This is a genomic window from Streptomyces katrae, from assembly GCF_000717655.1.
Classification (GTDB): Bacteria; Actinomycetota; Actinomycetes; order Streptomycetales; family Streptomycetaceae; genus Streptomyces; species Streptomyces katrae_B.
Genome location: NZ_JNZY01000002.1, coordinates 408,266 through 430,305, shown reverse-complemented (window position 1 = coordinate 430,305; position 22,040 = coordinate 408,266). Strand labels below are relative to the sequence as shown.

27 protein-coding genes are annotated in these 22,040 nt (G+C 72.8%); 5 read left to right on the top strand and 22 right to left on the bottom strand.

The window, feature by feature from the left end; translation table 11 throughout:
• Positions 1–13 precede the first annotated feature (13 nt).
• The 10 genes from IF09_RS0104160 to hisI all read right to left on the bottom strand — a co-directional run bounded on the left by IF09_RS0104160 (position 14) and on the right by hisI (position 8,016).
• Positions 14–982, bottom strand: coding sequence for a thioredoxin domain-containing protein (locus IF09_RS0104160; RefSeq protein WP_078613054.1), 969 nt, complete (start codon positions 980–982; stop codon positions 14–16).
• A 106-nt stretch (positions 983–1,088) separates the two neighbouring features.
• Positions 1,089–1,901, bottom strand: coding sequence for a tryptophan synthase subunit alpha (gene trpA, locus IF09_RS0104155; RefSeq protein ID WP_030291994.1), 813 nt, complete (start codon positions 1,899–1,901; stop codon positions 1,089–1,091).
• Positions 1,898–3,151, bottom strand: a complete 1,254-nt coding sequence (trpB, locus tag IF09_RS0104150; RefSeq protein WP_030291992.1) for a tryptophan synthase subunit beta — start codon at positions 3,149–3,151, stop codon at positions 1,898–1,900. The genes trpA and trpB overlap by 4 nt, the downstream gene beginning before the upstream one ends.
• A 219-nt stretch (positions 3,152–3,370) precedes the next feature.
• Positions 3,371–3,580 carry a tryptophan biosynthesis modulator TrpM gene (gene trpM, locus IF09_RS46725; protein WP_030291990.1) on the bottom strand — a complete coding sequence of 70 codons (210 nt, stop codon included), beginning with the start codon at positions 3,578–3,580 and terminating at the stop codon, positions 3,371–3,373.
• A gap of 8 nt (positions 3,581–3,588) precedes the next feature.
• Positions 3,589–4,398, bottom strand: coding sequence for an indole-3-glycerol phosphate synthase TrpC (gene trpC / locus IF09_RS0104140; RefSeq protein ID WP_030291988.1), 810 nt, complete (start codon positions 4,396–4,398; stop codon positions 3,589–3,591).
• A 182-nt stretch (positions 4,399–4,580) separates the two neighbouring features.
• Positions 4,581–5,042 carry a DUF2752 domain-containing protein gene (locus IF09_RS0104135; RefSeq protein WP_234320879.1) on the bottom strand — a complete coding sequence of 154 codons (462 nt, stop codon included), beginning with the start codon at positions 5,040–5,042 and terminating at the stop codon, positions 4,581–4,583.
• Between the two features lie 94 nt (positions 5,043–5,136).
• Positions 5,137–5,388 (bottom strand): HGxxPAAW family protein, encoded by a 252-nt coding sequence (locus IF09_RS0104130; RefSeq protein ID WP_030291984.1) that lies wholly within the window; start codon positions 5,386–5,388, stop codon positions 5,137–5,139.
• An 84-nt stretch (positions 5,389–5,472) separates the two neighbouring features.
• The gene (locus tag IF09_RS0104125) at positions 5,473–6,129 is read right to left on the bottom strand and encodes a TIGR02234 family membrane protein (RefSeq protein ID WP_030291982.1); all 657 of its coding nucleotides are present in this window, start codon (positions 6,127–6,129) and stop codon (positions 5,473–5,475) included.
• Between the two features lie 14 nt (positions 6,130–6,143).
• The gene (locus tag IF09_RS0104120; protein WP_030291980.1) at positions 6,144–7,634 is read right to left on the bottom strand and encodes an anthranilate synthase component I; all 1,491 of its coding nucleotides are present in this window, start codon (positions 7,632–7,634) and stop codon (positions 6,144–6,146) included.
• Positions 7,635–7,653: 19 nt separating this feature from the next.
• A complete protein-coding gene (gene hisI / locus IF09_RS0104115; protein WP_030291978.1) occupies positions 7,654–8,016 on the bottom strand; it encodes a phosphoribosyl-AMP cyclohydrolase in 363 nt (120 codons plus the stop codon).
• Between the two features lie 84 nt (positions 8,017–8,100).
• On the opposite strand from hisI, the gene IF09_RS0104110 reads away from it, so the two are divergent.
• A complete protein-coding gene (locus tag IF09_RS0104110) occupies positions 8,101–8,733 on the top strand; it encodes a TIGR03085 family metal-binding protein (protein ID WP_030291976.1) in 633 nt (210 codons plus the stop codon).
• Between the two features lie 138 nt (positions 8,734–8,871).
• Here IF09_RS0104110 and hisF read toward each other — a convergent pair whose 3' ends face one another.
• Genes hisF through hisD form a run of 8 tightly spaced genes read right to left on the bottom strand, consistent with a single transcriptional unit; the run spans position 8,872 to position 14,627 of the window.
• A complete protein-coding gene (gene hisF, locus IF09_RS0104105; protein ID WP_030291974.1) occupies positions 8,872–9,627 on the bottom strand; it encodes an imidazole glycerol phosphate synthase subunit HisF in 756 nt (251 codons plus the stop codon).
• Positions 9,627–10,028, bottom strand: coding sequence for a RidA family protein (locus tag IF09_RS0104100; RefSeq protein ID WP_030291972.1), 402 nt, complete (start codon positions 10,026–10,028; stop codon positions 9,627–9,629). The genes hisF and IF09_RS0104100 overlap by 1 nt, the downstream gene beginning before the upstream one ends.
• Positions 10,025–10,759 (bottom strand): bifunctional 1-(5-phosphoribosyl)-5-((5-phosphoribosylamino)methylideneamino)imidazole-4-carboxamide isomerase/phosphoribosylanthranilate isomerase PriA, encoded by a 735-nt coding sequence (priA, locus tag IF09_RS0104095; RefSeq protein WP_030291970.1) that lies wholly within the window; start codon positions 10,757–10,759, stop codon positions 10,025–10,027. The genes IF09_RS0104100 and priA overlap by 4 nt, the downstream gene beginning before the upstream one ends.
• Positions 10,759–11,409 carry an imidazole glycerol phosphate synthase subunit HisH gene (gene hisH / locus IF09_RS0104090; protein WP_030291968.1) on the bottom strand — a complete coding sequence of 217 codons (651 nt, stop codon included), beginning with the start codon at positions 11,407–11,409 and terminating at the stop codon, positions 10,759–10,761. Before hisH ends, priA begins: the two co-directional genes overlap by 1 nt.
• On the bottom strand, positions 11,406–11,573 hold the full coding sequence (locus IF09_RS46220) for a hypothetical protein (protein ID WP_030291963.1): 168 nt from the start codon (positions 11,571–11,573) through the stop codon (positions 11,406–11,408). Before IF09_RS46220 ends, hisH begins: the two co-directional genes overlap by 4 nt.
• 2 nt (positions 11,574–11,575) lie before the next feature.
• Entirely contained in the window at positions 11,576–12,169 is a 594-nt protein-coding gene (hisB, locus tag IF09_RS0104080; protein WP_030155936.1) for an imidazoleglycerol-phosphate dehydratase HisB, read from the bottom strand.
• Entirely contained in the window at positions 12,166–13,290 is a 1,125-nt protein-coding gene (locus IF09_RS0104075; protein ID WP_030291962.1) for a histidinol-phosphate transaminase, read from the bottom strand. Before IF09_RS0104075 ends, hisB begins: the two co-directional genes overlap by 4 nt.
• A complete protein-coding gene (hisD, locus tag IF09_RS0104070; RefSeq protein ID WP_030291960.1) occupies positions 13,287–14,627 on the bottom strand; it encodes a histidinol dehydrogenase in 1,341 nt (446 codons plus the stop codon). Before hisD ends, IF09_RS0104075 begins: the two co-directional genes overlap by 4 nt.
• 125 nt (positions 14,628–14,752) lie before the next feature.
• Between hisD and IF09_RS0104065 the strand changes: the two genes are divergently transcribed.
• The 3 genes from IF09_RS0104065 to ybaK all read left to right on the top strand — a co-directional run bounded on the left by IF09_RS0104065 (position 14,753) and on the right by ybaK (position 17,673).
• On the top strand, positions 14,753–16,351 hold the full coding sequence (locus IF09_RS0104065) for an oxidoreductase (RefSeq protein WP_030291958.1): 1,599 nt from the start codon (positions 14,753–14,755) through the stop codon (positions 16,349–16,351).
• Between the two features lie 61 nt (positions 16,352–16,412).
• Positions 16,413–17,153, top strand: a complete 741-nt coding sequence (locus IF09_RS0104060; protein ID WP_030291956.1) for an LON peptidase substrate-binding domain-containing protein — start codon at positions 16,413–16,415, stop codon at positions 17,151–17,153.
• A 28-nt stretch (positions 17,154–17,181) separates the two neighbouring features.
• Positions 17,182–17,673, top strand: coding sequence for a Cys-tRNA(Pro) deacylase (gene ybaK / locus IF09_RS0104055; protein WP_030291954.1), 492 nt, complete (start codon positions 17,182–17,184; stop codon positions 17,671–17,673).
• A gap of 31 nt (positions 17,674–17,704) precedes the next feature.
• Here the strand turns inward: ybaK and IF09_RS0104050 are convergent, their stop codons facing one another.
• Genes IF09_RS0104050 through IF09_RS0104035 form a run of 4 tightly spaced genes read right to left on the bottom strand, consistent with a single transcriptional unit; the run spans position 17,705 to position 21,637 of the window.
• Entirely contained in the window at positions 17,705–18,430 is a 726-nt protein-coding gene (locus IF09_RS0104050; RefSeq protein WP_063607308.1) for a DUF2567 domain-containing protein, read from the bottom strand.
• Between the two features lie 48 nt (positions 18,431–18,478).
• Positions 18,479–19,261, bottom strand: a complete 783-nt coding sequence (locus IF09_RS0104045) for an ABC transporter permease (RefSeq protein WP_030291948.1) — start codon at positions 19,259–19,261, stop codon at positions 18,479–18,481.
• Complete coding sequence (locus IF09_RS0104040; protein WP_418953015.1) at positions 19,258–20,298, bottom strand: ABC transporter ATP-binding protein; 1,041 nt, start codon at positions 20,296–20,298, stop codon at positions 19,258–19,260. The genes IF09_RS0104045 and IF09_RS0104040 overlap by 4 nt, the downstream gene beginning before the upstream one ends.
• A gap of 28 nt (positions 20,299–20,326) precedes the next feature.
• On the bottom strand, positions 20,327–21,637 hold the full coding sequence (locus IF09_RS0104035; RefSeq protein ID WP_051832066.1) for an NYN domain-containing protein: 1,311 nt from the start codon (positions 21,635–21,637) through the stop codon (positions 20,327–20,329).
• 222 nt (positions 21,638–21,859) lie between these two features.
• Between IF09_RS0104035 and IF09_RS46215 the strand changes: the two genes are divergently transcribed.
• The gene (locus tag IF09_RS46215; RefSeq protein WP_199920390.1) at positions 21,860–22,027 is read left to right on the top strand and encodes a hypothetical protein; all 168 of its coding nucleotides are present in this window, start codon (positions 21,860–21,862) and stop codon (positions 22,025–22,027) included.
• Positions 22,028–22,040 lie beyond the last annotated feature (13 nt).

Here is a 22,040-nt window from a genome sequence, read left to right as displayed (position 1 = left end):
ATCGAGACGGGACTCAGGGGGTGTCCGCGGCCCCCTTCGCGACCCCGGCCGAGCCGGCCCGCGACCCCGCCGAGGTGGACGAGGACTTGGCCGCAGCCGACGAGGAGGCCGACGGCGACGCGGACGCCGCACCCTTCGCCCCCTTCCCCGAGGGGCTCGGCGAGGCGGACGGCGAGGGGCTCGCGCCGCCGGCGCCCTTCGCGGCGGCCTCCACCTGCTCCTTGAGCTTCTGCGGGGTGATCGGGTTGGCCTGGTCGGCGAAGAGGTCCTTGCCGTTCAGCAGCACGGTCGGGGTGCCCTTGAACTTCCCGGCGCGGAAGGCCTCGAAGGACTTGTTCACCCAGCTGTTGTGCGTCCCGTCCTCGACGCACTTGCGGAACTCGGGGGTGTCCAGCCCGTCGACCTTGCCGGCCAGCTCCAGCAGCTTGGCGTTGTTCCCGTAGGCGTCGTCGACCTCCTGCGGCTGGTTCTCGAACAGGACGTCGTGGTAGGCCGCGAACTTCCCGGCGTCCTGCGCGCAGGCCGCGGCGTTCGCGCCCTTCAGCGAGCCGCTGCCGCCCATGTTCCCGTCGATCAGGGTGACGATGTGGTAGTCGACCTTGAGCAGCCCCTTGGCCTCCAGGTCGTGGATCGTGTCCCGGTAGTTGGTCTCGAAGGACTTGCACGCCGGGCAGCGGAAGTCCTCCCACACCGTCAGCGTGGACTTGGCCTCGGGCTTGCCCGTCTGGATGGCGAGCGCGTCCTTCCCGGTGGCCCCGGAGGGGGCGGTCACCGGACCTCCGCCGGCGGACTCGCCGCTGTCGGTGTTGGCCGCGATCAGGCCGACGACGGCCGCCAGGCCGAGGACGCCCACCACGGCCGACGCCACGATGAGGGTTCGCCGCCGCTTTTCCCTCTTCTTCTCGCGCTCACGCTCCGCCTGGAGCCGCTCGCGGGCCGATCGTTTCGCTTCGCGGTTCGCACCGTCGTTCTTCTCGCTCACGTTCGGCCAAACGAAGCGGGGAGGCACTCGCGTGCCTCCCCGCTCCCACTTCCACCCGATCGGACTACAGAACCCGATCAAGGGTTCGCGCCGTGAATCGAACGCGTCAGCTCCTGCGTACGCCTTCCGCGAGTTCGCCCGCCAGCGCCCGTACGGCGGCCAGCCCGGCCGGCAGGTCCGGCGCGTCCAGCAGCAGCTTGACGAACGCCGAGCCGACGATCACCCCGTCGGCGAAGCCCGCGACCTCCTTCGCCTGCACGGCGTTGGAGACGCCGAGGCCCACGCACACGGGCAGCTCAGTGGTCGCGCGCGTACGGCGGACCAGTTCCTGGGCCTCGTGGCCGACCGACTCGCGGGTGCCGGTGACGCCCATCAGCGAGGCGGCGTAGACGAAGCCGGAACCGGCGGCCGTGATGGTCGCCAGGCGCTCGTCCTTGCTGCTCGGAGCGACGACGAAGACGGTCGCCAGACCGTGCTTGTCGGCGTGCTCACGCCACAGCGCGGACTCCTGGACCGGCAGGTCGGGCAGGATGCAGCCAGCGCCGCCCGCCGCGGCCAGCTCGGTGGCGAACCGCTCGACGCCGTAGCGGTCGATCGGGTTCCAGTACGTCATCACCAGCACCGGGGCCCCGGTCGCCGCGTGCGCCTCGCGCACGGTGCGCAGCACGTCGGCGATCTTGACGCCGCCGCGCAGGGCGATGTCGTCGGCGGTCTGGATGATCGCGCCGTCCAGGACCGGGTCGCTGTGCGGGAGGCCGACCTCGACCACGTCCGCGCCGCCCGCGATGACGGCCTTGACGGCCTCGATGCCGCCGTCGACGGTCGGGAATCCGGCGGGGAGGTAGGCGACGAGGGCCGCGCGGTCCTCGGACTTCGCCTTCGCGAGGGTGGCCGAGAGGAGTTCGATGTTGCCGCTCACTTGGTCTCCCCCTCGGAGGCGTCGGTGTCGTAGAGGTCGAAGTAGCGCGCCGCCGTGTCCATGTCCTTGTCGCCGCGGCCGGACAGGTTGACCACGATCAGCCCGTCCTTGCCCAGCTCCTTGCCCAGGTCGAGGGCGCCGGCGAGGGCGTGCGCCGACTCGATCGCCGGGATGATGCCCTCGGTGCGGGAGAGCAGGCGCAGCGCCTGCATCGCGGCGTCGTCGGTGACCGCGCGGTACTCGCCGCGGCCCGAGTCCTTGAGGAAGGAGTGCTCCGGGCCGATGCCCGGGTAGTCCAGACCGGCCGAGATCGAGTACGGCTCGGTGATCTGGCCCTCCTCGTCCTGGAGGACGTACGAGCGGGAGCCGTGCAGGATCCCGGGCTCGCCCGCGGTCAGCGTGGCCGCGTGCTCGCCGGTCTCGACGCCGTGCCCGGCGGGCTCGAAGCCGACCAGACGGACGCCGGCGTCCGGGATGAAGGCGTGGAAGAGGCCGATGGCGTTGGAGCCGCCGCCGACGCAGGCCGCGACGGCGTCGGGCAGCCGGCCGGCGCGCTCCAGGATCTGGCGGCGGGCCTCGACACCGATGACCCGGTGGAAGTCGCGGACCATGGCCGGGAAGGGGTGCGGGCCGGCGACGGTGCCGAAGAGGTAGTGGGTGCGGTCCACATTGGCGACCCAGTCGCGGAACGCCTCGTTGATGGCGTCCTTGAGCGTCCGGGAGCCGGACTTCACCGCGATGACCTCGGCGCCCAGCATCCGCATCCGGGCCACGTTCAGGGCCTGGCGCTGGGTGTCGATCTCGCCCATGTAGATGGTGCACTCGAGGCCGAAGAGCGCGCAGGCGGTGGCGGTGGCCACGCCGTGCTGGCCGGCTCCGGTCTCGGCGATGACGCGGGTCTTGCCCATGCGCTTGGTGAGCAGCGCCTGGCCCAGCACGTTGTTGATCTTGTGCGAGCCGGTGTGGTTGAGGTCCTCGCGCTTGAGGAAGATCCGCGCGCCGCCGGCGTGCTCGGCGAACCGCGGCACCTCGGTGAGGGCGCTGGGCCGGCCGGTGTAGTTGACCATGAGGTCGTTGAGCTCGGCCGCGAAGGCCGGGTCCCCCTTGGCCTTCTCGTACTCGACGGCGACCTCGTCCACGGCGGCGACGAGCGCCTCCGGGATGAACTTGCCGCCGAAGTCACCGAAGTAGCCCTCGGCGTTGGGGACGTGACCCTCCGGGTCCGGAATGAAGAACGAGCTGCTGGACATGCCCAGTACTCCTACGGGTGCGATGGGATGGATGCACCGTATTGCGCTGCGGGCCCGCCGCACGCGCACCCCGCGGCGGGGTGGGGATGCCTACGGACCCGGCGTCCGCGCCCGGAGCCGGCGGCTCGGGGCGACGGGCCGTGAACGAGACCGCGCGGGGCGGTACGCAGGGCGCCGTCGTGCGACGACGTCAGGCGTACCGGACCGGGACGGCCCTCGTTACAGCGCGCCTGTGGTGCGCCATCGCATGCCGTTGACCTGACCGGGCTCGGAGCCGATCACGTACCTGACCCGCCGCCCGTGCACCCGCCGGGCCGGGGCACGGCAGCCGCGGGGGCGGCAGCCGCGCGCCAGGGGCGCGTGCGCCGTCGGCACACCGGCCGGGCCTGAGCCGGGCCGGGTGCGGACGGAGGGGCGGTCGGGGGCCATGGGACGGGTCAGCTCCGTCCGTGGCGCAGGGCGGGGTGGGCCCCGGCGGCGACGAGGTCGGCCACGGCCGACTTCGGGTCGCGTCCGGTGACCAGGGACTCCCCGACGAGGACGGCGTCGGCGCCCTCGTTGGCGTAGGCGATCAGGTCGTGCGGCCCGCGGATGCCGGACTCGGCAACCTTGACGATGTGGGCCGGGATCTCGCCGACGACGCGCTCGAAGGTGGAGCGGTCGACCTTGAGGTCCTTGAGGTTGCGGGCGTTGACGCCGATGATCTTGGCACCGGCCGCAACCGCGCGCTCGACCTCGTCCTCGTCGTGGACCTCGACGAGCGGGGTGAGCCCGATGGACTCGGCCCGCTCGATGAGGGAGACGAGGGCCTCCTGCTCCAGGGCCGCGACGATCAGCAGCGCGAGGTCGGCGCCGTAGGCGCGGGCCTCCCACAGCTGGTACGCCGTGACGATGAAGTCCTTGCGCAGGATCGGGATGTCCACGCGCGCGCGGACGGCCTCCAGGTCGGCCAGCGAGCCGCCGAAACGGCGCTGCTCGGTGAGGACGGAGATGACCGCCGCACCGCCCGCCTCGTAGTCGGCGGCGAGTCCGGCGGGATCCGCGATCGCGGCCAGCGCGCCCTTGGAGGGGCTGGAGCGCTTGACCTCGCAGATCACCTTGACGCCGTCGCCGCGCAGGGCCGCGACGCCGTCCTTGGCCTGGGGCGCCTTGGCGGCACGCTCCTTGAGCTCGTCGAGGCTCACGCGGGCCTGCCGTTCGGCAAGGTCTTCGCGGACCCCTTCGATGATCTCGTCGAGCACACTCACGCGAGCGGCCCCCTTCCGGGTCGATGACGGTCGGCCGCCTTGCAGACACGTACAACTGCAAGGTCAGCAATCAAATGGTATCCGCAGGAGGCGTTGCGCTCCGCACGCGGTTGACGGCGTCCCAGTCACTGGACATTCGGAATCCGGGATTCATACGGGCCCGGGCAGGCCTGGTACGGGCCTCAGGGGGCCAGGGCGGATCCGAACGGCAGGTTTCGGACCACCACGAAAACGAGCGCGAGCACCCCGATGGCCCACCAGTACGGCCGCCGCAGGGCGAAGCGCGGGGCCGGGCCGCCGCGCCAGGCGCGAACCAGCCACAGGGCCATGAAGCCGGCGAAGACGAAGTAGCCCATGACGGCCAGGGCATTCGCCCCGGAAGCAGTGATCAGATCACCGTGCGCGAACGCGTGCGCACTGCGCAGCCCGCCGCATCCGGGGCACAGAATTCCGGTCAGCCGAAAGAGCGGGCAGACCGGATAATGGCCGGGTTCATTGGGATCCACGGCCCCCACGTACGCAAAGGCCAGGGCCGCCGAGGCCAGCGTGAGCGCCGGCACGGCCAGCCGCCGTGCCCGGCTCTGCGGCGGCGCGGGCGCGGGCCGGTGCCCGGGCACGGCGACGGGGCTGTGAGAGGCGTCCACGCGCTGATTCTCTCCGCTCATGACGAAAGGCGCAGCCCGACGGGGCCGCGCCTTTCGAAGGTATCGACCGGTCCTGCTCGGACCTCGGCGGTACTCAGACCTTGGCGGCGGCCCTGTTCGCGGCGATGACCACGGCCAGGTCGTCGTGGGCGGCCTTCGGCGCGCCCATGCCCGCGGCCTTCATCGCCAGGCCCACCACACCGCCGAGCGCGACGACGACGAGACCGGCCCAGAACCCGAGCGGGTTCGCGATGACCATGAACGCGCCGGAGATGCAGAAACCGATGAAGGCGATGATGACACCGGTCCAGGCGGCCGGGGTGTGTCCGTGGTTAGTGCCCGCCATGAGTTGCTCCTCGTTTGCTCTGTCGCACGTGCTGTGTTGTCGAATGCTCGGTGCCCATTGTCCCGCACGGGGTGCGGTGCACGGTCAGCGGGTCGGGTCCTCGCCGCGGTCCAGGGCCTTCCACAGGTCCTCGGGCCGGTCGGGGTCCACCGCCGCCGCCTTGCGGGCCCGGGGACTGCCGTCCCGCTCGTAGCGGCCGCCCATCGCCGGCCAGCTGCGGCCGAAGCGCAGGGCCAGCAGTCCGGCGACCAGGATCAGGGCCGCACCGGCGGCCGTGATGTACGGCCAGGCCGTGTGCGACAGCGCTCCCACCTGCGCCGCGGTGTCCGCGGTCGTACGGGCCGCCTGCGCGTCCAGCGCCTGCCGGTCGTCGGCGGCCAGCACCGCGGAGAGGGCCGCGCCCAGGCCGCTCAGCGCCAGGAGCCCGGAGACCAGCAGCCGGCTCCTGCCCCGTACGGCGAACACGGCCACCAGGGCCGCGAGGCCCACGATGGCCAGGGCCGCCGGGAGCCCGGTCACGGCCCGCCCGTCCGCGGTCAGCGGCAGCGAGCCGCCCCCCACGGCAGCGGTGCCCCGGGCCCAGACGCGGCCGGAGGCGAGCAGGACGACGGTGGCACCGAGCGCGCCGAGCAGCAGGGCGACGGCCACGCTGCGGCGGCCGCCGCGACCGTCCGGGGCGTCTGCTCCGGTGGGGGCGTCGGTGTCGTTTCGGGGTGGGGGTACGGCACTCACGCACCCCACTATCCCCTACGCCGTCACGAGCCGTTCAGCCGGTTCGCCGCTCCCACCGCGCGCAGGACGGCGGCCGCCTTGTTGCGGCACTCGTTGTCCTCCAGCTCGGGCACCGAGTCCGCGACGACTCCCGCGCCGGCCTGGACGTACGCCGTGCCGTCGCGCAGCAGCGCGGTGCGGATGGCGATGGCCGTGTCGGAGTCCCCGGCGAAGTCGAGGTAGCCGACGCATCCGCCGTACAGGCCGCGGCGGGAGGGTTCGAGCTCCTCGATGATCTGCATGGCCCGCGGCTTGGGAGCGCCCGAGAGGGTACCGGCCGGGAAGCAGGCGGTGAGCACGTCGAAGGCGGTCCTGCCCTCGGCGACGCGGCCGGTGACGGTGGAGACGATGTGCATGACGTGCGAGTACCGCTCGATCGACATGAAGTCGACGACCTCGACCGATCCCGGCTCACAGACCCGGCCCAGGTCGTTGCGGCCGAGGTCGACGAGCATCAGGTGCTCGGCGCGCTCCTTGGGGTCGGCCAGCAGTTCCTCGGCGAGCTCGTGGTCCTCCTGCGGGGTGGCCCCGCGGTGGCGGGTCCCGGCGATCGGGTGGACCATGGCCCGCCCGTCCTCGACCTTGACCAGGGCCTCGGGGCTGGACCCGACGACGTCGAAGCCGTTCTCGAAGCGGAACAGGTACATGTACGGGGACGGGTTGGTGGCCCGCAGCACCCGGTAGACGTCCAGCGCGGAGGCGGCGCAGGGGGTCTCGAACCGCTGCGAGGGCACCACCTGGAAGGCCTCGCCGGCCCGGATGCGCTCCTTGATGTCCTCGACGGCGTCCTGGTACTTCTCGCCGCCCCACAGCGCGGAGAACTCCGGCAGTTCGGAGGCGGGCAGCGGCGTGGGGGTGTACGGGGCGGGCCGCGCGAGGTCGGCCTCCATCGCGTCGAGCCGGGCCACCGCGTCCGCGTACGCCTCGTCCACGCCGGTGTCGAGGTCGTTGTGGTTGATGGCGTTGGCGATGAGCTGGACCGTGCCGTCCCAGTGGTCCATGACCGCCAGGTCGGAGGTGAGCAGCATGGTCAGCTCGGGCAGCCGGAGGTCGTCGGCGGTGTGTTCGCCGATGCGCTCCAGGCGGCGCACGATGTCGTAGCCGAGGTAGCCGACCATGCCGCCGGTGAAGGGCGGCATCCCGCCCGCGAGGTCGCGGGGCGTGTGCAGGGTCTGGACGGTGGCGCGCAGGGCGTCGAGCGGGTCGCCGTCGGTGGGGACGCCGACGGGCGGGGTGCCGATCCAGTGCGCCCGGCCGTCGCGGACGGTGAGCGTGGCGTCGCTGCGGACGCCGACGAAGGAGTAGCGGGACCAGGAGCGGCCGTTCTCGGCGGACTCCAGGAGGAAGGTGCCCGGGCGTTCGGCGGCCAGCTTGCGGTAGAGCCCGACGGGGGTGTCGCCGTCGGCCAGCAGCTTGCGGCTCACGGGGATGACGCGGCGGTCCGCCGCGAGCTTGCGGAACGTCTCAAGATCCATGGCTTGGGACCCTACCTACCTATTCGGCCAGCGGAAGGACATCGGCGTCGAAGCACGTGCGGGCGCCCGTGTGGCAGGCGGCGCCGACCTGGTCGACCTTGACGAGGAGGGTGTCGGCGTCGCAGTCGAGGGCGACGGACTTCACGTGCTGGAAGTGGCCGGACGTGTCCCCCTTCACCCAGTACTCCTGGCGGCTGCGGGACCAGTACGTGCAGCGGCCGGTGGTCAGGGTGCGGTGCAGGGCCTCGTCGTCCATCCAGCCGAGCATGAGCACCTCACCGGTGTCGTACTGCTGGGCGATGGCCGGGAGCAGGCCGTCTGCGGAGCGCTTGAGCCGCGCGGCGATGGCGGGATCGAGGGAGGACGTACTCATGGGGGCCATTGTGCCGCGCCCGGGCGGTCGTGACGGATCGCCGTCCGCCTGATGAGCGGGCACGGGCCGGGTTCCGGCCGTAGGCTGGCCCCCATGTCTACCCATGCGAAGCGTGAACGCCTGCTCCTGGCGGACCTGTTGGAGGCGGCCGGGCCGGAGGCGCCGACGCTGTGCGACGACTGGCGGGCCAGGGAGCTGGCGGCGCACGTGGTGGTCCGGGAGCGTCGCCCGGACGCGGCGGGCGGCCTGCTGCTGAACGTCCTGAAGGACCGGCTGGACAAGGCGATGGCCGAGTACACGGCCAAGCCGTACGAGGAACTGATCCAGCTGATCCGGACCGGCCCGCCGAAGATGTCGGTGTACGCGCTGAAGCAGATCGACGAGGCGGCGAACGCGGTGGAGTTCTACGTCCACGCGGAGGACGTGCGCCGCGCCCAGCCGGACTGGTCGCCGCGCCAGCTGGACCCGGTGTTCTCGGACGCCCTGTGGTCCCGCCTGGAGAAGCTGGCCCGGCTGACGGGCCGCCGCTCCCCGGTGGGCCTGGTGCTGCGCCGCCCGAACGGCCAGACGGCAGTCGCCCACAAGGGCACCCCGGTGGTGACGGTCACCGGCGAACCGGGCGAACTGACCCTCTTCTGCTTCGGCCGCCAGGACGCCGCCGCTGTGGAACTGGACGGCCCTGCGGAGGCCATCGCCAAGCTGACGGTGGCAAAGCTGGGCATCTGATTCCCCACGGCGCCCTCGCACCGGTCGGCCCTGGCGGGCCTCCCGGGCTTCGGGCACCTGCCGCCGGACTCCGTCCGCCGACGCGGGGTGCCCGGGGCAGCGCGCACCGGACACCGTCATCGCCGCCCGGCCAGGGCGTCAGCGGACCGGGTGGCCCGCCTCCCTCAAGGTGGCCTTGACCTCGGAGATCCGCAGGTCACCGAAGTGGAACACCGAAGCCGCGAGCACCGCATCGGCACCGGCCGCAATCGCCGGAGCGAAGTGCTCCAGCCTCCCGGCACCGCCGGAGGCGATCACCGGCACCGTCACGTGCTTGCGCACCGCCGCGATCATCTCGGTGTCGTACCCGTCCTTCGTCCCGTCCGCGTCCATCGAGTTCAGCAGGATCTCCCCGGCGCCCAGCTCCGTCGCCCGGTGCGCCCACTCGACGGCGTCGATGCCGGTGCCCTGGCGGCCGCCGTGCGTGGTGACCTCGAAGGAACCGGTCGGCGTGCGGCGGGCGTCGACGGACAGGACGAGCACCTGCCGCCCGAAGCGCTCCGCGATCTCCTGGATCAGCTCGGGCCGCGCGATGGCGGCGGTGTTCACGCCCACCTTGTCCGCACCGGCCCGCAGCAGCTTGTCCACGTCCTCCGCGGTGCGGACGCCGCCGCCCACGGTCAGCGGGATGAAGACCTGCTCGGCGGTCCGCCGCACCACGTCGTACGTGGTCTCGCGGTTCCCGGACGACGCGGTGATGTCGAGGAAGGTCAGCTCGTCGGCGCCCTCGGCGTCGTACAGCTTGGCCATCTCCACCGGGTCGCCCGCGTCGCGCAGGTTCTGGAAGTTGACGCCCTTGACGACGCGGCCGTTGTCCACGTCCAGGCAGGGAATCACTCGTACGGCGAGCGACATCAGGACTCCCCTCGGAAGGCTTCGACCTCGACCTCGACGACCAGGCCGGGGTCGATGAAGCCGGAGACGATGATCATGGAGGCGGCGGGGCGGACGGAGTCGAAGAGCTCCTTGTGGGCGCGGCCCACCTCGTCCACATCCCTCGCATGGGTGATGTACATCCGGGTCCGGACCACGTGCTCCACACCCAGGCCGACCTGCTTCAGCGCGTCGACCGCGACGCGGAAGGAGTTGACGGTCTGCTCGTACGGGCCGCCGGCCACGATCTTGCCGTCGACGACGGAGGTGCAGCCGGAGACGAGCACGAGCCCGTTCGGCAGCTCCACGGCGCGGGAGTACCCCACGGCCTCCTCCCACGGGCCGCCCGACGAGATGCGGCGGACCTCACCGGCGCCGCTCATGAGCCGGACACCACCCGGAGGGCCTCTTCCAGGGTGAAGGCCTTGGTGTACAGGGCCTTGCCCACGATCGCGCCCTCGACGCCCAGCGGCACCAGCTCGGACAGCGCCCGCAGGTCGTCCAGCGAGGAGATCCCGCCGGAGGCCACGACCGGCCGGTCGGTGGCGGCGCAGACGTTCTTCAGCAGCTCAAGGTTGGGGCCGGTCAGCGTGCCGTCCTTGCCGATGTCGGTGACGACGTACCGGGCGCAGCCCTCGGAGTCCAGGCGTGCGAGGGTCTCGTAGAGGTCCCCGCCCTCGCTGGTCCAGCCGCGGCCCTTGAGGGTGGTGCCGCGTACGTCGAGGCCGATGGCGATCTTGTCGCCGTGCTCGGCGATGGCCTTGGCGGCCCACTCGGGGGTCTCCAGGGCGGCGGTGCCGAGGTTGACGCGGGTGCAGCCGGTGGCGAGGGCCGCGGCGAGCGAGGCGTCGTCGCGGATGCCGCCGGACAGCTCGACCTTGATGTCCATGGCGCCGGTGATCTCGGCGACCAGGGCGCGGTTGTCGCCGGTGCCGAAGGCGGCGTCCAGGTCGACGAGGTGCAGCCATTCGGCGCCCGAGGCCTGCCAGGCGAGGGCCGCGTCGAGCGGGGAGCCGTAGGAGGTCTCGCTGCCGGACACCCCGTGCACGAGGCGGACGGCCTGCCCGTCGCGGACGTCGACCGCGGGGAGGAGTTCCAGCTTGTTGACGGGCATCAAAGGGTCTCGATCCAGTTGGTGAGGAGCTGGGCTCCGGCGTCGCCGGACTTCTCGGGGTGGAACTGGGTGGCCCACAGGGCCCCGTTCTCCACCGCCGCGACGAAGGGCTCGCCGTGGGTGGCCCAGGTGACCTTGGGGGCGCGGATCACCGGGTTGGTGACCTCCAGGCTCCAGTCGCGCACCGCGTACGAGTGCACGAAGTAGAAGCGGGCGTCGTCGTCCAGGCCCTTGAAGGCCTGGCTGTCGGCGGGGGCGTCCACGGTGTTCCAGCCCATGTGGGGCACGATCGGGGCGCGCAGCGGCTCGACGGTGCCGGGCCACTCGTCGAGGCCCTCCGTCTCCACGCCGTGCTCGATGCCGCGTTCGAAGAGGATCTGCATGCCGACGCAGATGCCCATGACCGGGCGGCCGCCGGAGAGCCGGCGGCCGATGATCCAGTCGCCGCGGACGTCCTTGAGGCCCTGCATGCAGGCGGAGAAGGCACCGACACCGGGGACGAGGAGTCCGTCGGCGTCCATCGCCTTGTCGTAGTCACGGGTGATCTCGACGTCCGCGCCGACGCGCGCGAGTGCGCGCTCGGCGGAACGGACGTTTCCGAAGCCGTAGTCGAAGACCACGACCGTCTTGGTCGGACGGGCTGCGCTCATTCCCAGATTCCTTGGATCCGCAGGACTCCGGCGGCGAGGCACATCGCGGAGCCGATGGCGAGCAGGATGACGACCGACTTGGGCATCTGCTGCTTCTGGAAGGAGTAGACGCCTCCGGCCAGGAACAGGCCGAAGACGATCAGGATGGTGTTGAGGCCGTTCACGGCTAGAGGGCGCCCTTCGTGGAGGGCAGGATTCCGGCGGCGCGCGGGTCGAACTCGGCCGCGTAGCGCAGGGCGCGCGCGAGGGCCTTGAACTGGCATTCCACGATGTGGTGGGCGTTACGGCCGTACGGGACGTGGATGTGCAGGGCGATCTGGGCCTGCGCGACGAACGACTCGAAGATGTGCCGGGTCATCGTCGTGTCGTACTCGCCGATCATCGGCGCCATGTTCTCGGGCTCGGTGTGCACGAGGTACGGGCGGCCGGACAGGTCGACGGTCACCTGGGCGAGGGACTCGTCGAGCGGCACGGTGCAGTTGCCGAAGCGGTAGATGCCGACCTTGTCGCCGAGGGCCTGCTTGAAGGCGGCGCCGAGCGCGAGGGCGGTGTCCTCGATGGTGTGGTGGCTGTCGATGTGCAGGTCGCCGTCCGTCTTGACCGTGAGGTCGAAGAGGCCGTGGCGGCCGAGCTGGTCGAGCATGTGGTCGTAGAAGCCCACGCCCGTCGAGACGTCGACCTTGCCGGTGCCGTCGAGGTTTATCTCGACGAGGACCGAGGTCTCCTTCGTGGTCCGTTCGACCCGTCCGATGCGGCTCATGCGTGCTGCTCCTTCTTCAGTGCGCGAACCGCTTCCAGGAACGCGTCGTTCTCGGCCGGAGTGCCGGCGGTGACCCGCAGCCAGCCCGGTACGCCGTTGTCCCTGACCAGGACACCCTGGTCGAGGATCTTCTGCCAGGCGGTGTGCGAGTCCTCGAACTTCCCGAACTGGATGAAGTTCGCGTCGGACTCGGTGACCTCGCAGCCGATCGCCCGCAGCTCGGTGACGAGGCGGTCCCGTTCGGCCTTGAGCTGCTCGACGTAGCCGAGCAGGGTGTCGGTGTGCTCCAGGGCGGCCAGCGCGGTCGCCTGGGTGACGGCCGACAGGTGGTACGGCAGGCGTACGAGCTGGACGGCGTCGACCACGGCCGGGTGCGCGGCCAGGTAGCCCAGGCGCAGCCCGGCGGCGCCGAAGGCCTTGGACATGGTCCGGGAGACCACCAGGTGCGGGCGGCCCTCGATCAGCGGCAGGAGCGAGTCCCGGTGGCTGAACTCGACGTACGCCTCGTCCACGATGACCAGGGACGGCTTGGCCGCCTGCGCGGCCTCGTACAGGGCGAGGACCGTCTCCGCCTCGACCGCGGTCCCCGTGGGGTTGTTGGGCGAGGTGATGAAGACGACGTCGGGCGCGTTCTCGGCGATGGCCTGCTCGGCCGCCGCCACGTCGATCGTGAAGTCCTCCCGGCGCGGCCCGGAGATCCAGCCCGTGCCGGTTCCCCGGGCGATCAGCGCGTGCATGGAGTACGAGGGCTCGAAGCCGATCGCGGTGCGGCCGGGCCCGCCGAAGGTCTGCAGCAGCTGCTGGATGACCTCGTTGGAGCCGTTGGCGGCCCATACGTTCTCCCGCGCGACCGGGTGCTTGCCGGTGCGGGTGAGGTAGGCGGCCAGGGCGGTCCGCAGCTCGATCGCGTCCCGGTCGGGGTAGCGGTTGAGGGTGCGGGCGGCCTCGGAAACGCGCTCGGCGATGCGCCGGACCAGTTCCTCGGGGAGCTCGTACGGGTTCTCGTTGGTGTTCAGCTGGACGGGCACGTCGAGCTGGGGGGCACCGTACGGGGTCTTGCCGCGCAGCTCGTCGCGGATGGGGAGCTCGTCCCAGGGGGACACGGAGGAGTTGCCGGTCATGACTGCGGCACCTTCCAGCCGAAGCGGGCCTTCAGGGCCGCGCCGTGCGCCGGCAGGTCCTCGGCCTCGGCCAGCGTCACCACGTGGTGGGTGACCTCGGCGAGGGCGTCGCGCGTGTAGTCGACGATGTGGATGCCGCGCAGGAAGGACTGCACGGACAGGCCGGAGGAGTGGCAGGCGCAGCCGCCGGTGGGCAGCACGTGGTTCGACCCGGCGCAGTAGTCGCCGAGCGAGACCGGGGCCCACGGGCCGACGAAGATCGCACCGGCGTTCCGGACGCGGGCGGCCCAGGCCGCGGCATCGGCGGTCTGGATCTCCAGGTGCTCGGCTCCGTACGCGTCGACGACCTTGAGGCCGTCCTCCAGGCTGTCGACCAGCACGATCGCGGACTGCTTGCCCGCGAGGGCCGGCTTGATCCGGTCCTCGACGTGCTTGGTGGCCGCGACCTGCGGCTCCAGCTCCCGCTCGACGGCGGCCGCGAGCTCCTCGGAGTCCGTGACGAGCACGGCGGCGGCCAGCGGGTCGTGCTCGGCCTGGCTGATCAGGTCGGCGGCGACGTGCACCGGGTCGGCCGTGGAGTCCGCGAGGACCGCGATCTCCGTCGGGCCGGCCTCGGTGTCGATGCCGATCTTCCCAGTGAAGTAGCGCTTGGCGGCGGCGACCCAGACGTTGCCGGGGCCGGTCACCATGTTGGTGGGCAGGCAGTCTTCCGTCCCGTACGCGAACATCGCGACGGCCTGGGCGCCGCCGGCCGCGTACACCTCGTCGACGCCGAGCAGCGCGCAGGCGGCGAGGATCGTCGGGTGCGGCAGGCCGCCGGCCGGGTCTCCTTCAAAAGCGGGCCTCTGCGGCGGGGACGCGAGCGCGATCGACTCGACGCCCGCCTCCTGCGCCGGGACGACGTTCATGACGACGGAGGACGGGTACACGGAACGGCCGCCGGGCGCGTACAGGCCCACGCGCTCGACCGGAACCCATTTCTCGGTCACGGTGCCGCCGGGGACCACCTGGGTGGTGTGCTCGGTGCGGCGCTGCTCGCGGTGCACGATCCGGGCGCGCCGGATGGACTCCTCGAGGGCGGCGCGGACGGCCGGGTCGAGCTCGTCGAGCGCACTCTTGAGTGCCTCGGCAGGGACCCTGACCTGCGAGAGCTCCACCCCGTCGAACTTCTGCGCGTACTCGATCAGCGCCGCCGTGCCACGATGATGGACGTCCTCGCAGATGGGCCGCACCTTCTCCAGGGCAGCTTCTACGTCGAACTCGGCACGGGGCAGCAGATCGCGCAGGGCGCCGCCCTCGGGGAGGGCGGCACCGCGCAGGTCGATACGAGAGATCACCTCCCAATTCTCTCAGACCGCCTCCCGCCACCGTCCGCCCGTATCACTGGCTGATACACGCCCCGGTTGTCACCGCCGCCCCTTAGCGTTCCCCGTACACGTATGCACAGCGGAGGGGGGCCGCCATGGCGGAGGCACGGCCGGACGAGGAGCCCGCGGATCTCACCGGTCCCGAACGCCGCATGTGGCAGGCGTACCGGACGGGCAGCGTGTGCGATCTCAGCGCCCGCGCCGCCGACGAGGACGATCCGCACGGCGACCGGGTGTGGGGCGCGGGGCGCATTGTCCGTGCCCAGGTGGTGGCGCTGCTGCTGCTCCACGGGCCGCCGCCGGTGCCGGGCCGGGTGGCCTCGCTGAAACTGCGCGGCGTACGGATCACCGGGCGCCTCGACCTGTCCGGCGGCACGGTGCAGCCGTACGTCGAACTCCAGTCCTGCCGCTTCGACAGCGAGGTCCAGCTGTCCGAGACCCGGTTCGTCACCCTGCGCCTGGTCAACTGCGCGATACCCCGGCTGGACGCCTCCCGGCTGCACACCGAGGGCGATCTGCACCTGCCGCGCTGCCGGGTGGCCCGCGGGATCCGGCTGACCGACGCACAGATCGGCACCGACCTGCTGATCAGCCAGGCCGTGGTGCAGCGGGACAACAAGGGCCGGGCCATCGCCGCGGACGGGATGTCGGTCGCGCAGGACTTCCAGGGCGAGCTGCTGGAGACGTACGGGGAGGTGAGTCTGCGCGGCGCGAAGGTCGGCGTGTCGATGAACCTGCGCGGGGCGCGGCTGCGCAACCCGTACGGGCGGCGCGCGCTGAACGCCCCGCAGCTGACCGTCGAGCGGACCCTGTACCTGACGTCGATCGCCCTGGACTACGTCCTCGGCGACTCCGGCTCCTCCACTCCCCCGTACGGGCTGGGCCAGACCCCGGCGCGCGGGCAGCGGGCCCAGCGCTTCGAGTGCCGGGGCGGGCTGCGCCTGGACGACGGCCGCTTCGGCGACGCGGTCGACTTCTACGGCGCCCGGTTCACGCTGACCGACGAGCAGGAGGTGTCGCTGCGCCGGATCCAGACGCCCGAGCTGCGGTTCGTCGGGGAGCGGCCGGAGCGGGGGCGGGTGGTGCTGTCGGGGGCGAAGGTGGTCAAGCTGGTCGACACCTCCACCAGCTGGCCCGGCCAGGGCGGCGTGTCGATCGAGGGGTTCGCGTACGAGAACCTCGCGCCCCGCGGCCACTTCCCGCTGGCGCGCCGGCTGGAGTGGGTGACGGCGGCCACTGCGGAGTACTCGCCGGAGCCGTACGAGCGGCTGGCGAGCGTACTGCGCGCCAGCGGCGAGGACGCGGACGCCCGCGAGGTGCTGCTCGCCAAGCAGCGGCGGCGCCGGGCCACCCTGCCGCCGGCGCTCAAGGCGTGGGGGTACCTCCAGGACTGGACGGTGGCGTACGGGTACCGGCCGGGCCGGGCCGCGCTGTGGATGGCGGTGCTGTGGGCGGCGGGCGCACTGCTCTTCTCCCGGCACGAGCCGCCGCCGATCAAGGCGGACGAGCACCCGAACTGGGAGGCGGCGCTGTACGCGCTGGACCTGCTGCTCCCGGTCATCGATCTCGGCCAGGAGGGCCAGTGGAAGGTGGAGGGCGGCTGGCAGTGGGGCTCGACGGCCCTGGTCCTGCTGGGCTGGATCCTTGCGACGACGGTGGCGGCGGGAGCATCGCGTCTGCTGAGGCGGGGATGAGGGGAAGGCCGGGAACAACTGAGGTGACAGGCCCTGGCCCGCGGCCACTACCCTGTGCCTCGTGACCACCGTTCGCCTGCCCCTCTTCCCCCTGAACTCGGTGCTGTTCCCGGGACTCGTCCTCCCGCTGAACGTCTTCGAGGAGCGTTATCGCGCCATGATGCGGGAGCTGCTGAAGACGGGCGACGACGAACCGCGCCGCTTCGCGGTCGTCGCGATCCGCGACGGCCGGGAGGTCGCGCCGACCGCGCCCGGCCTGCCGGACCAGACGGCCCTGCCCGAACGCGGCCCGACGGCGGGCTTCGGCCCGGACCCGATCCAGGCCTTCCACCGGGTGGGCTGCATCGCGGACGCGGCGACGATCCGGGAGCGGGAGGACGGCAGCTTCGAGGTCCTCGCGACCGGTACGACGCGGGTGCGCCTGCTGTCGGTGGACTCCTCGGGCCCGTACCTGGTCGCGGAGCTGGAGGAGCTACCGGAGGACGGGGGCGACGGCGCGGGGGCGCTGGCGGAGGGGGTCCTGCGGGCCTTCCGGAACTACCAGAAGCGGCTGGCCGGGGCGCGGGAGCGGTCGCTGTCCTCGCCCGCGGACCTGCCGGACGAGCCGTCGGTGGTCTCGTACCTCGTGGCGGCGGCGGCCGTACTGGACATCCCGGCGAAGCAGCGGCTGCTGCAGGCGCCGGACACGGCGACGCGGCTCGCGGAGGAACTGAAGCTGCTGCGCGCGGAGACGGCTGTGATCCGCCACCTCCCGTCGCTCCCGGCGGTGGACCTGACGCGCGCGCCGACGAGCCCGAACTGATGGCGCCCGAACCGATGGCGAAGGACTGATGGCGAAGAAGAAAGCCCCCGCGGGTACTCCGGCGATCGCGGCCCTGACCACTGCCCGGGCGGAGTTCACGGTGCACGCGTACGAGCACGACCCGGCACACTCCTCGTACGGCGAGGAGGCGGCGCAGGCGATGGGGGTGTCACCGGACCGGGTCTTCAAGACGCTGGTCGCGGACGTGGACGGCGTGCTGACGGTGGCGGTGGTCCCGGTGTCGGGCAGCCTGGACCTGAAGGCGCTGGCCGCGGCCGTCTCGGGGAAGCGGGCGGCGATGGCGGACCCGGCGCTGGCGGAACGCACGACGGGGTACGTGCTGGGCGGCATCTCCCCGCTGGGGCAGCGCAGGCGGCTCCGCACGGTGGTGGACGAGTCGGCGTCCGGGCACGCCACGATCTGCATTTCGGCGGGCCGCCGGGGCCTGGAGGTCGAGCTCCCGCCCACCACCCTGACGACCTTGACGGGCGCCACCCTGGCCCCCATCGCCCGCCACTAGGCTGCGCAGCGGCCCCGGACCGGCCTGGCGGTCAGCCTCGCGGAGGTTCCGGCGCGGAAGGGTCCGGCGGGTTGGGCCGGCCCGACGGGTACGACTCGTCCGGCGGGGTCGACCGGGCCGACGCGGGCGTCCCGTGGACGTAGGGCGGGGGATAGATCCCATACGCCGGGTCGGCGGCGGCGTCGGACGGGTCCGGGTCCTGGGGGGACCAGAGGGCCGTCAGGCCGAGGTGGACGGCCACGGCGACCATCGGCCAGACCAGCAGCACCCCCCGCGCCAGCAACAGCAGCGGCGCATCGAACGGCACCCCCTTGCCCGCCTTCAGCGCAGCCGCGGCCACATCCGCCGACGGCCCCAGCCACAGCCCCAGCCGCCACCCCACCAGCGCGGCGAAGCCGGACCCGATCGCCAGGCCGACGACCAGCGGGACACCGCCCCGCCTCCGCCACAGGAACACGAGCACGGCGGTCAGCACGCCGAAGCCGAGCGACAGCATGAAGAACGTCCCGTCGGCCCCTATCCGGGCCTCGCTCTCGCTGCTCCGCAGGAAGACGGCCTCGCCGTTCGACACGTACTGCGCCCTCGGCGCCAGCCACACCCACAGCAGGCCGAGCAGCACCCCGGCCACCCCGGTCACCAGGGCCACGGCGGCCCCGTCGCGGAGGTCCCCCGGGGTGATGCCCGCGGCGGAGCCGCCCGGCTTCCCGGGCGGCAGCGGCGGTTCGAACGGGGACGGCGTGGTCACGGCTTCGGTCACCCCCACATCGTGCCAGGTGCCCGGCGCGCCGGCGTCAGCGGCTTCGGCTCAGCGGACCGACGCCCGCCGGTACGCCCACGTCGCCGCGGCCAGCGAGAGGACCCCCACCGCCCCGCACACCCCGAGGTCCAGCCCGACCGCCGCCCAGTCCGGATGCGGCGCGAACGTCCGCGCGAAGGCCTCCACCCCGTACGTCGACGGCAGCAGGTCCCGCGCCCACACGATCGCGTCCGGCATCCGCTCCGGCGGCAGCACTCCCAGCAGCAGCGCCGCCGACATCCCGAGCTGCCCGGCGAGCGTGGCCAGCTCCTGCCGCGGTGCCAGCAGTCCCAGCGCCGCGCCCAGCCCGGCTAGCGCGGCCCCGGCCAGCGGCACCACCGCGGCCAGGATCCACAGCCCGCCCATCGGCAGCCCGAACAGCAGGCAGCCGAACACCGCCGTCACCAGCGTGCCCGGCAGCGTGAAGGAGGCGTACGCGGCGGCCGCGCCCAGCACCACCGAGGCGGGCGGCACGGGCAGCGTGGCGTAGTGGTCCAGCCCGCCGCTGGCCCGCAGCTGCCCGAAGTACTGCGCGAGCAGGTTCAGCGCGACGAAGGCGACGACCAGCACGGACGAGCCCGCGACTACCGCCCGCGCCTCCGAGCCGCCGTCCACCACGCCCCGCATCAGGATCATGATCCCGACGGACTGGAAGGTGGCGACGAACAACAGCGGGATCCGGGACACGCGGGCGCGGGACAGCTGCGCCCGGTACACGGCGGCCAGCGCGGGGAAGAGCCGCGCCCGCGGTGCGAGCACCCCGACGGCGCCGCCGACAGCAGTGGTGCTCACGACTTCACCAGGCCCTTCGTCGTACGCCCGCCCAGCGCGAGGTAGACGTCCTCCAGGCTCGGGGTCGCCAGCGTGAAGTCGTCCAGGGCGGCGAAGGCCGGCCCGCCGGTCACCGCGGCCACCGCGGCGCGCGCCTCGTCGGGCTCCAGCCGCAGCACCCACCGGCGCCCGGCTTCGGCGGCCGTCGGCGCGAGCGCCGCGACCTCGGGGACGTCCAGCGGCGGCGCGGTGCGCCACACCAGCTCCAGCCGGACCTCGCCGGAGACGCGGGCCTTCAGCCCGGCCGGGGTGTCGCAGGCGATGACCCGGCCCTGGTCGATGACGGCGACCCGGTCCAGGACGGTCTCGGCCTCGATGACGTTGTGCGTGACGAGCAGGACGGTGGCCCCGTGCCGGGCGCGCCGCCGGTCCACGGCCGCCCACACGGCCCGCCGGGCCACGGGGTCCATGCCGGTGGTGGGCTCGTCGAGGACCAGCACGGGCCGCTCCCCCACCAGTGCGGCGGCGAAGCAGGCGAGGCGCCGCTGCCCGCCGGAAAGTTTCTTCAGGGGCCGCCCGGCGATCGGGGTCAGCCCGAGTTCCTCGAGCACGGCGTCCCGCTCGGCCCGCGCCGCCCGTGCGTCGAGCCCGCGCAGCCGTCCCGTGGTCTCGGCGGCCAGCGCCACCGTGAGCTCGTCGAGGGCGGTCGACTCCTGCCCCAGGTAGGCGAGCAGCCGGGCCGCCCGCTCGGGGTGGCGTACGAGGTCGTGGCCGAGCAGGGTCACGGCGCCCGCGTCGGGCCGCAGCAGGCCGGTCAGCTGCCGGACCAGGGTGGACTTGCCGGCGCCGTTGGGGCCGAGCAGGCCGAAGATCTCGCCGCGCCTGACGTCCAGGGAGATCCCGTCGGTGGCCCGGGTCTCGGGCAGGGCGGGGGCCCCGCGCCGGCCCCGTACCGCGGGGTACGTCTTGACCAGGTCACGCACCACGCAGACCACGTCGAAGGCCGCGTCCGCGGCCGCTGCCGTGCTCGGTCGTGCTGATGCTGTGCCCGTACTCACGAGGGAGCAGCCTACGCGGCTTCGGCCCCTACTCCGCTGCCGGGGTCGGCGGCCCCGCGGGCGCGGCGGAGGGTGTGACGGCCACGTGCTCGGCGGCCGCGCGGACGTCGATCTCCCGCCAGAACCCGGCGCGGATGGCGTAGCGGTCGTGCTCGTCGATCTGGTCGTCCTTGTGGGCGAGCAGCCCGAACCGGGCGGCGTAGCGCAGCAGCTCCCCGTCGATGCGGTGCGGGATCCGCGGGTACATCGTGGCGAGTTTCTGCAGGTGGACGGTCTCCGGGAGGCGTTCCATCCAGCGCCGGGCGAAGACCTGGCCGACCTCGAAGGGGTCGCCGCCGACGGTGGTGATGTCCTCCTCGCGGTCGGCCCAGCGCTGTTCGGCGCTGGTGAGCTGGGCGAGGGTGGGCAGCGAGGCGGTCTCGGCGGGTTCGCCCAGCGGTCCGGCCCGGTCGATCCAGCCCTTGTCGGAGGACCAGCGCAGGGCGCTGCCGGCCGGGGGCTGCTGGGCCGCGGCGCCGTGGGCGCCGGAGGGGCCGGGCTGCTGGCCGGGGGCGCGCAGCGAGCCGGCGAGGTCCTTGGGCGTGGGGACGGTCTTGCCCCCGGCGGCGGGTGCGGGCACGGGGGCGCCGCTGCCCTCGGGCGCGGCGGGGGCGGGGGCTCCGGCTCCGTTGCCGCCGGCGCTGCGGGCAGCCTCGGCGAGGGCCGCCTCGGGCAGCGGGGCGGAGAGGATCGCGGCGATCTCGGGGCGCGGGGCGGGCGGGGGTGCGCACAGTCCGGCGAGGTCCTTGGCGCGGACGGCCCGGGTGATCCAGGCCCGGTCCAGGACGCGGCGTTCGTCGGCTTCGGCGACGAGGTCCTCCGACTGGTTGTAGTCGCCGTCGGCGGCCTGGACGGCCCACAGGTGGACGGCGACCCCGTGTTCCTTGGCGGACATCAGGCCGGGCAGCAGGTCCCCGTCGCCCGTGACGAGTACGACGTCGGAGCAGGCGCGGTTGCGGGCCAGCTCGGTGAGCTCGGCGTGCATGGCGGCGTCCACGCCCTTCTGCGCCCAGCGGCCGTCGCTGCGGGTCAGGGCGCCGAGGCGGACGGTGACGCGCGGCATGACGCGCAGCCGCCGGTGCTCGGGCTGGGGTACCCGGTCGGGTGCGCCGTCGAACCAGTAGATCCGCAGCAGGGGCTGCTCGGTGTCGGCCTCGGCCCGTTCGCGCAGGCCCTGGATGAGGGCGGCATGGTCCACGGTGATGCGGGAGCGGGAGGGCTCTCCGGCGAGAAGACTGGCGGCGGCGCCCAGCAGATAGCCGGCGTCCACCAGGACGACGCAGCGGTCCACGCGTACCACCCTCTTCCCTGGGGATCCTCTGTGTTTGTCGCGGGTTCCCCGAGTCTGCCCGACCGCAAGGATGTTGACGGCCGGAACTCGATCATCGGCGTGGCGGATCCTGCGGGCGTTTGCGAAACCGGGTTCCCGGCCACGCGCAGCGAAGATCCAAAATGCGCGGTTTGTGGTGGCGTGTGAGGGTGAAGGCGGTCCTGGCCCCTAGACCCTCACGGAGGCTCCACCATGGCCAAGAACAAGAACCGCCAGCATGAGCAGAAGCAGCAGGCCCGCTCGTCGTCGCAGGATCCGTCGAAGAGCTCGACGGCATCCGTGTCCGAGCCGTCCGGCGGCAGCCCCAGTCCGATGGACATGGCCCGCAAGGGCAAGCAGAAGAAGTTCGGCCACAACTGACGCCTCCGCGAGC